The 8,864-nt window shown below is 30.3% G+C and carries 9 protein-coding genes, 4 tRNA genes and 1 rRNA gene; 2 read left to right on the top strand and 12 right to left on the bottom strand.

Annotated features, from left to right (window positions below):
- Both BR66_RS0115420 and BR66_RS0115415 read right to left on the bottom strand, forming a co-directional pair.
- Positions 1 to 90, bottom strand: a 16S ribosomal RNA gene (locus BR66_RS0115420); the annotation flags it as partial.
- Positions 91 to 543: 453 nt separating this feature from the next.
- Positions 544 to 1,485 carry a GNAT family N-acetyltransferase gene (locus BR66_RS0115415; protein WP_026883697.1) on the bottom strand — a complete coding sequence of 314 codons (942 nt, stop codon included), beginning with the start codon at positions 1,483 to 1,485 and terminating at the stop codon, positions 544 to 546.
- A gap of 230 nt (positions 1,486 to 1,715) precedes the next feature.
- Here BR66_RS0115415 and BR66_RS0115410 point away from each other — a divergent pair, with 230 nt between their 5' ends.
- Positions 1,716 to 2,879 (top strand): class I SAM-dependent methyltransferase, encoded by a 1,164-nt coding sequence (locus BR66_RS0115410; RefSeq protein WP_026883696.1) that lies wholly within the window; start codon positions 1,716 to 1,718, stop codon positions 2,877 to 2,879.
- 141 nt (positions 2,880 to 3,020) lie between these two features.
- Positions 3,021 to 3,674, top strand: a complete 654-nt coding sequence (locus BR66_RS0115405) for a DUF4230 domain-containing protein (protein ID WP_026883695.1) — start codon at positions 3,021 to 3,023, stop codon at positions 3,672 to 3,674.
- Positions 3,675 to 4,027: 353 nt separating this feature from the next.
- Here the strand turns inward: BR66_RS0115405 and BR66_RS0115395 are convergent, their stop codons facing one another.
- The 10 genes from BR66_RS0115395 to BR66_RS0115350 form a co-directional block, all read right to left on the bottom strand.
- Positions 4,028 to 4,213: a hypothetical protein gene (locus BR66_RS0115395; protein WP_026883693.1), complete on the bottom strand. Its 186-nt coding sequence runs from the start codon at positions 4,211 to 4,213 to the stop codon at positions 4,028 to 4,030.
- Between the two features lie 132 nt (positions 4,214 to 4,345).
- Complete coding sequence (locus BR66_RS0115390) at positions 4,346 to 5,857, bottom strand: carboxypeptidase M32 (protein ID WP_026883692.1); 1,512 nt, start codon at positions 5,855 to 5,857, stop codon at positions 4,346 to 4,348.
- A gap of 28 nt (positions 5,858 to 5,885) precedes the next feature.
- The gene (locus tag BR66_RS26160; protein WP_026883691.1) at positions 5,886 to 6,044 is read right to left on the bottom strand and encodes a hypothetical protein; all 159 of its coding nucleotides are present in this window, start codon (positions 6,042 to 6,044) and stop codon (positions 5,886 to 5,888) included.
- A gap of 12 nt (positions 6,045 to 6,056) precedes the next feature.
- Positions 6,057 to 6,755 (bottom strand): beta/alpha barrel domain-containing protein, encoded by a 699-nt coding sequence (locus BR66_RS0115380; RefSeq protein ID WP_026883690.1) that lies wholly within the window; start codon positions 6,753 to 6,755, stop codon positions 6,057 to 6,059.
- A gap of 108 nt (positions 6,756 to 6,863) precedes the next feature.
- Positions 6,864 to 7,367 (bottom strand): NUDIX domain-containing protein, encoded by a 504-nt coding sequence (locus BR66_RS0115375; protein WP_026883689.1) that lies wholly within the window; start codon positions 7,365 to 7,367, stop codon positions 6,864 to 6,866.
- Between the two features lie 47 nt (positions 7,368 to 7,414).
- On the bottom strand, positions 7,415 to 8,107 hold the full coding sequence (gene sfsA / locus BR66_RS0115370; protein ID WP_026883688.1) for a DNA/RNA nuclease SfsA: 693 nt from the start codon (positions 8,105 to 8,107) through the stop codon (positions 7,415 to 7,417).
- A 363-nt stretch (positions 8,108 to 8,470) separates the two neighbouring features.
- Positions 8,471 to 8,547, bottom strand: a tRNA-Arg gene (locus tag BR66_RS0115365).
- Positions 8,548 to 8,553: 6 nt separating this feature from the next.
- Positions 8,554 to 8,627, bottom strand: a tRNA-Gly gene (locus tag BR66_RS0115360).
- Between the two features lie 4 nt (positions 8,628 to 8,631).
- Positions 8,632 to 8,706: transfer RNA gene (locus tag BR66_RS0115355), tRNA-Gly, on the bottom strand.
- Positions 8,707 to 8,754: 48 nt separating this feature from the next.
- Positions 8,755 to 8,837: transfer RNA gene (locus BR66_RS0115350), tRNA-Leu, on the bottom strand.
- Positions 8,838 to 8,864 lie beyond the last annotated feature (27 nt).

The raw sequence follows: 8,864 nt of genomic DNA, 5'->3' as shown, positions 1-8,864 counted from the left end.
CGCTAGAAACCCGAAGGTTTCTCGCTCGACTTGCATGTGTTAAGCACGCCGCCAGCGTTCGTCCTGAGCCAGGATCAAACTCTCATAAAAAAGTGTTTGATTAAGCTCATTTCGCTTAATATAAATATTTTAAATCTTATTTCTAAGATTCAAAGAAATTTGCTGGTTTACTTAATTCTTATTCTCTGTTTAATTTTCAAAGATCACTGTGTTGCCATTAGGCAACTTTTATATAATATCACAAGTTCAAACCCTTTGTCAATACTTTTTTTCAGTATCAATTTCAGTTTGCTGTTTCTTTTTTTTCTCGTTTGTTTCTTGCGACGTGTTCTATAATACCATAATTATAGACACTAGTTTACTATGTATACCCCTATTACTCAGCTTAAATTCTATATACCTTGTTTCATCACAGATATTCACTGTTTTGTTATATACGATACGCGGGGCAATGTATATGATAATATCTATCTATTCCACTGATGGTTTCATGAATTAACAATATAAAAAGGCATATTATTACAATTAATACCTTTTTATGTCCTAATTTTCCTTTGTTATATAAAACGTAATATGATCTCGCCACTTACCGTTTATAAATAAATAATTTTTGTTTAATCCAAGTTCAGTGAAGTTACAGCTTTTTAAAACACTTTGAGATCTCAAATTATCAACTAGTGCCGATGCCTCTATCCTATGAATACCCATTTCATTAAAAGCATATTTCATCAATATCTTCAATGTTTCCTTCATATATCCATTACCTTGCTGCTCGCTATCCATTGAATATCCAACTATCCCACTCTTAAATACTCCAGTAACAATACTCGACATTTGAATCTTTCCTATTAGTTTTTCATTTCTATATATACCAAAATAGATACCAATTCCATTCAAAAATTGCTTATAATTTTCAACCAGTATCTGCCTTTGAGCTTCTATAGAATAAAACCATTCATCTCTAGTAGGTTCATACTTTCTCAAATGTTCCCTATTTCTATTGTAATAATCAAGCATGTCCTTGGAATCATCTGTAGTTAATACTTTTAAATTCACATGCTCTCCCTGTAATCTTAAAATGTTAACAGTATTAAGTTTACTAGTTATGTCGTAATTTATCCCAAATACTATTTCATTCTTACGAAGCTTCTTATAATTGATACTCTCTGATATTATACCTTCTAGCATAAAACCAACGTTTACAAATGGCCTAGCAGATAATTCCTCATCTGCAATAATATTAATTTTATATATTTTCTTTTCTTTAAATAACGATGCTACAAAAAAGCTAAGTGCTTGTTCAAGATACTTAATCCCTTCACTATCATCCTTATAAAATTTAATTCTTGCTAGACAGTACTCATTGTCTTTGGATATATCAATGATATTTATTCTTCCAATTGTTATTCCAAGCTTATCTCTTATTATATATTCATTACCTTTGCCTTTAGCAAGTTCCATACTTACATTTGACTCTTTAGTCATTTCCCTCTCCCACTTTTCAATTAATCCTTATTTATAACATTTTTTAGTCTTTCTTCTTATTATAGTCTTATATATTCTCACATCATAGTTTTAATTTTTTACTTTTTAACAATTAAAATATCTTTACAGTAAGCTACTAATAAATGATAATATGTTTATGACAAATTATATATTAAAATAAATAGTTACATTTTACATGTTAATTTTTAGAAAGGCATACGGTGATTATAATGAACAAGCAAAATTTAAACAAATTAAAACTTTTTTTTATGGGTGTACAAGGAAGATTTGATGATAACTCTTCTATATTTAAAGGTATAACTGTGAACTACACTACTGGTTTGAAAGAATTTACTGGTGTTGGAAAATATGATGAAGGTTCCATTAAATACATTTTCAACGGCAAAACTGAACTTTACTCAATGCAAGAGATTTTAGATGAAATACTATGTGAGGTAATTCATTACGATGCCATTAAATTTACCTACATAGAAAGAGGTTCAACCATGGTTATAACTGGGGATAATAAAAATGTTCATCTTTCAAATATAAATACTAAAGATGACATTGATATTAATAGTACTATTAAAACCTCCTCATTGCTTAACCGTGATTACTATATAAAGGTCGGCAAGGCAGATACATTATTAAAAGAAATTGGTATAATGAGCAAAGATGGAAAAATCAAAAATGATAAAATTAGAAAATACAATCAAATCGACCACTATGTTGAACTTCTTGAAGGCGTATTAGAAAAACTTCCTAAAAGTAGTACTTTAAATATTTTAGATTGTGGATGCGGAAAATCATACCTAACCTTTGTACTTAATTATTATCTTACTGAAGTAAAAAAAAGGAAATGTCATTTTATAGGGCTGGATTACTCTGAAATAGTAATTAATGCATCTAAAATTATGGCTACAAATTTAGGCTATAGAAATATGGAGTTTCATGCTATTGATATAAAAGATTACGTTCCTGATACAAAAATAAATGTTGTAATTTCACTTCATGCTTGTGATACCGCTACTGATATGGCACTAGCTCTTGGCATAAAGGTTGAATCTGACCTAATAATTGCGGTACCATGTTGTCATAAAGAATTGTTAAGCCAATATAAATATGAACCATTCAAAGATATTACTAAACATGGAATATTAAAAACAAAACTTGCGGATGTTCTAACTGAAGGTATGAGAAGTATTATGCTTGAAGCTAAAGGTTATGAAGTTTCTGTAGTTGAGTATATATCTCCATTAGAAACTCCTAAAAATATTATGATAAGAGCACTAAAAACAAAAGAACCAGATGACAACGCCATGGACTCATATATTAATCTTATGTCAAGTTTAAATGTTTATCCTGCCCTCTATGATTTTTTAAACAATTGGTAGAGTTCTTTTGACTACAAACTATAATTATTTACAAAATATTAAATTGTATATGTGGATTTCCGCATATATAAACATATAATTTGTGATAAAATATATCTAATTACAAAAAAATCCTCACAATTTGGGATGGTGGTAAATTTAATGAGAATATTTGTAAAAAAGAGAACTGTACTTTTAATTATACTATGCTTGATTTTAGGATTTTTTATTGCATATAGAATATATGTCGCTCCTAATTCTGATCCAAAATCTTGGACCATATCAAAAACAGAAGATGGATCTAAAAAATTTATATCTAAGGAAACACTTGTAAGTGCTATTAAACAAAAACAAAAACTAATAACAACTGAAGTAGAACTTAAGGAAAGCATTACAATTGACAATAGTTGGGGAACCTTAGCAATATTTAAAAAGATGCAAAGCATAAATTTTGTAGGTGCTGGTTTATATGATATTGATCTTTCAACTTTAAACAGTAAAAATATTACTATGAAAAACAATACAATAACAGTAACTTTGCAAAAACCTGCTATTGAAGCCGTAACTTTAGATCCAAATAAAACAACTTACAATGAAACAGATAGAGGTCTTCTTAGATTTGGTGATATTAAGCTTTCCACTGAAGATGGAGAACTACTACGGAAAACTGTTCAGGATAAAATGAAAGACAAGATGCTTGAAACACAGTATTATAATACTGCAATTGATAATTCAAAAAAATCAATGATAAACCTTATTAAATCGATAGTTTCTAATACAAATCCAACATATACTATTCAAATTAATTTTTTATAATAACAACAAAAAAAAGACTACAGTGCACATGCTGTAGTCTTTTTTTAAGTACAACTTACCCAGTAATTGCACTTGAAGATACACCTTTCCCATAAGTTTTCCCGTAGGTGTACCTAACTTTTGTCTTAAACATATTAAATTCCCTATCCCCCAACAGGTAAATAACATATTTAAGAAATTAATTAAAATCCATGAAAACATTAAACAATCCCATAATCAAACTTTTTACATGACCCTATTACTAACCTCTATCTTGATCTTTCAGTGGAAAAAAGTGAATAATGTATATTTCTTGTGTACGTTTACATTATAACACAGTATATAAAATATCACAATAAATTAACAACAATTTATTAATTTATTCTTATAATATCTTTAGCTCCATCAAAGAGACCTTTAGAACATTTTTCTCCTTTAAAATTTCCACAATTTCCACAACTCTCACTAAGCCTTCCAACACTCATAGTTGCAATTTTATATTTAGGTTCATAAGCTTCACAATTCTCTGCTATTATATTTTTCATTTCACTTTCTATCATATTAAACACCACCTATAGTTATTTGTAACTTTACTATTAGTAGTTTGTGCAAAAATTTGCTTATTATTCTCTTATGTTATAAAAAAGTGGTATAGCAAAATTATAAAATCATTTTACTATACCACTTTGACCCTATTTTATTTTATATATACTCTTATATTTTTTATTTAGATAGTTAATAAAGTATTTAGCTGTAAGTTCTTCTCCAGTTACCTTCTTAATTAAATCTGCTGGTTTATATACCGCACCATATTTGTGTATATTATCATTTAACCACTTATGGACTATAGTTAAATTTCCTTTTGAAATTTCATCAAATATATCCGGAATATCTTGTTCCATTTTATTAAGAAACTGTGCCCCATATAAATTGCCTAATGCATAACTTGGAAAATATCCAAAGCTTCCATCTGACCAGTGCATATCTTGAAGTACACCTTCTGAATCATTTTTAGGATTTACACCTAAATATTCTTTATATTTTTCATTCCACATTTCTGGTAAGTCATGAACATTGACCTCACCATTTATAAGTGATTTTTCAATTTCGTATCTTATTATTACATGCAAACTATATGTGAGTTCATCTGATTCAGTCCTTATTAATGAGGGATTTACAGTATTTATCCCATCATAAAATTCCTGAAGGTCCACTCCTTTAAACTGCGGAAACATCTTTAACGCCTCCGGATAAAAAAACTGCCAAAATTCTTTGCTTCTACCTATAATATTCTCATAAAATCTGGATTGAGATTCATGGATTCCCATAGATGCTCCTGTTCCCAGAAGCGTTCCCTGCAATTCATCTGGAATATCCTGTTCATATATACCATGACCAGCTTCATGAATAAAACTAAATAAAGCTGATCTAAAATCATTTTCATAATAATGAGTTGTTATCCTTACATCTTTATTTCCAAAGTTTGTTGTGAATGGATGAGTAGATTCATCGATTCTACCAGTTTTTTTATAATCATACTCCATTTTATCCATTATTATCTTACCAAATTTTTCTTGGGAAGCTGGACTAAACTTTTTAGTAAAAAATTCTGTGCTAGGAGAGTATCCTGATTGTTTTATTTTACCTAGTAGACTTACAATTGCATCTCTCAATTCCCCAAATAAACTATCTATTTTTTCTGTAGTAATACCTGCTTCATATATATCTAAAAGTGCATTGTATTTATTCCCTTGATATCCCCAATATTCTACAAATTTTTGATTATATTTAACCATTTTTTCCAAATGAGGCTCAAATATCTTAAAATCAGATTTTTCTTTAGCCTCTTCCCAAGCTGAACTTGAAACAGAAGCCGCCATTACATATTGCTTATATTCATCTTCTGGTATTTTTTTAGTTCTGTTATACTCTCGTTTTATATTTTCAATAGTTGCCTTAGTTATTTCATCTAAATCATGAATATCTTGAAAATATTCTATAAACTCTTTTATTTCACTTGATGTTGAAAGTTTATAACTCTCTCCAGAAAGATATCCCAACATTTCACTTCTATATCTAACTGCATTTTTAGGCATATTAACCATACTATCCCACTGTAATAGTGCTATAGAACTATTTATATACTCCAAATTTTTTAGATAGTTATTTAAATCTACTAATTTTTTTTGAAAATTAGCCTCCATATTTACAACCCCCTTATTTCTTCTTATTCTAAGAAAGTGTTGATTCTGTTTCTCTACAATACCTAATTGTTAAACATTGGCCTAAATTTCTTACACACTTTCTACAAATACAATCATCAGCCATTTTATCACAATTCCCTGAACTATATTCCTCGCAATACTTACAGTTAGCTTCTTCATTAATCAAATCATTACACCTCTACTGGTTATTTTGTCTATTTTCCTGTTCCTTATATCTATCTCTATATGTGTCCATTATTTCACTAAATATAGTACCATTGGATTCAGGAGTATACGTAATAGCATTTGCACCTGCATCAATGGTTTCCTTAATTGATTCTTCTGTATTTCCACCAGTTGCTATTATGGGAAATTCGGGAAATTGTTCTCTTATCATTCTAACAATATGTGCAGTTCGTTTCGCCCCTGAAACATTCAGAATCGTGGCCCCAGAGTCTATTCTCGATTGAATATCTTCATACTCAGAAAGCACACTTACTACGATTGGTATATCTATGGTTTCTCTCACCTGTCTTAGAACTTCATTTGGGGTTGGACCGTTTAACACAACACCCATTGCACCTTTAAACTCTGCATCTAGCGCCAAATTTATAACTCTTTTACCAGTTGTTAGCCCACCACCAACACCACAAAATACTGGAACATCTGCTGCCATAAGAAGTGCAGATGTAATAACTGGCTGAGGTGTAAATGGATACACTGCAATTATGGCATCAGCATTTGTATTTCTTATTATGGCTACATCTGTTGAAAATACAAATGATTTTAGTCTTTTTCCAAATACTCTAATACCGCTTGCATTTCTTATTATGGATGGCAATTCTATCATATGACTTCTTAATAAACCTTTTACATCTGGAACATACTTATTTCCCATTTGCTCACCTCTACATAATCATTCTATTCTCTATTTTATATTATTACCATACATATATTTCTAAAATTATATTATCACTTTACAAGTAAATATTCTATGTTTAAAATATTAATTATTTGTGTTTTTAATTTCTTCTATTACTTTTTTAACTACACTTTTCCCTATTTTATCTTCAGCCATCTCATTTAAAGCATCATCTATGCAAATCCAGCCTGCCCAATCCACTTCTTCAGATTCTATTACTTCTCCGGATTCATAGTGCGCCATAAATGTAAGCATTATTATTTCTTTTGAATCTAAGTAATAACTGCCCAAATATTTAGGTTGTCCTGCAATTATACCGGTTTCTTCTTTAACTTCCCTTAAAACAGTCTCTTCAACTATTTCACCTGTATTTACATATCCAGAAACAAGAACATTTGAATTCTTAAATGTATAGCTCTGCTTTAACATTAATAGCATATTATCTCTAATTACCGCTACGATTATACACGGTGTTGGAGTATCGAAATACATAACATCGTCTACCGGACAATATGGAACTCCCCCTTCATCATAACTATACTTCTCCTGGAGCTTTCCACCACATATTGGGCAATATTTAAACTTCATAATATATAATCCTCCCGTTTTTTCTATCTGAAAGAAACTACTATCCCTTATAAAATGACTGTAATAGCTTTAATCAAGGTTATGCTTCTAGCATCAACTGTACATTCATATGCAAAAATATCAACTTCGTTTTCATATGCAATTCTAAGTGCCTCTCCAAAATCCACATCCATATCATCATATGGCATAAATTCCTTCATATTATCCATTTGAATTAAAAATAGAACACCTGCGCCTAAACCTTTATTTTTTGCATCCACAAGTTCCAGCAAATGTTTTCTACCTCTTTGTGTGGGTGCATCTGGAAATTTAGCTATTCCATTTTCCTCATATGTAACACCTTTTACTTCTAGATAATACACATCACCATTATCATCTGTAAGTTTGAAATCAAACCTACTATTTCCATAAGTTTTTTCCCTTTCTATTGTTTTAAACTTCCTCAACCTAGGTATATTACCATTTATCAAGGCTTCCTCCACAACTTTATTGGGTATTTGTGAATCTATATTTATAATTTTTTCGTCTTTAAATGCAGCAATAAGATCATACTTTGTCTTTCTTTTTATACCATTTTCTTCTCTTAACATTACTGTACATCCTGGTATTAGTATTTCCTTACATCTTCCTGTATTGGGAACATGCACCATTATTGTCTCATCATCCACTTTCACATATGCTTGAAATCTATTTGGTCTATTTATAAATTCTCCATAAATTACTTTTTTATCTATATTCATATTATTTTTATACTCCTTTTCACATACATAATATTATACTATTCCACAAAGTATAATGTAAATGTATATATATTAACATTTAATGTGGATAACTTATACACATTTCTTATTTTTTATGTTAATTCCTTATATTATAACCTTTAAGCTTGTAGATAAGTTATCCACATTATTAACACTACTATATGTTGATAAGTTGATAACTTTTAACACAATATATATGCATTTATAGATATTATAAACAGAATTCTGTTTATATCTATAAAAAAGCTGTGGATAACTACAATTCTATCCACAGTTGTATGCTAAGTGAGATATAAATAATATGGAACAAAAAAAATAACTTCTTAAGTTAAGAAGTTATTTTGGTGCGTCTTAAGGGATTCGAACCCCCGGCCCATGCCTTAGAAGGGCATTGCTCTATCCAACTGAGCTAAAGACGCATAATATGGAGCGGGTGGAGAGAATCGAACTCTCATAACTAGCTTGGAAGGCTAACACTCTACCACTGAGTTACACCCGCATTTTGGAGCGGAAGACGAGATTCGAACTCGCGACGTTCACCTTGGCAAGGTGACGCTCTACCACTGAGCCACTCCCGCAACATTAAAAATGCCACTTAAACTATATTAGACTTACTTTTTATTAATTGGTGCAGGTGAAGGGACTTGAACCCCCATGCCTAAGGCGCTAGATCCTAAGTCTAGTGCGTCTGCCATTCCGCCACACCTGCACAAAGTAAATTAAGCAAATGCTTAGT

This window comes from Clostridium akagii DSM 12554 (assembly GCF_000686725.1).
GTDB classification, from domain to species: domain Bacteria; phylum Bacillota; class Clostridia; order Clostridiales; family Clostridiaceae; genus Clostridium_I; species Clostridium_I akagii.
Note: the sequence above shows the minus strand (reverse complement) of the source record. Positions and strands in the feature narration are given on the sequence as shown.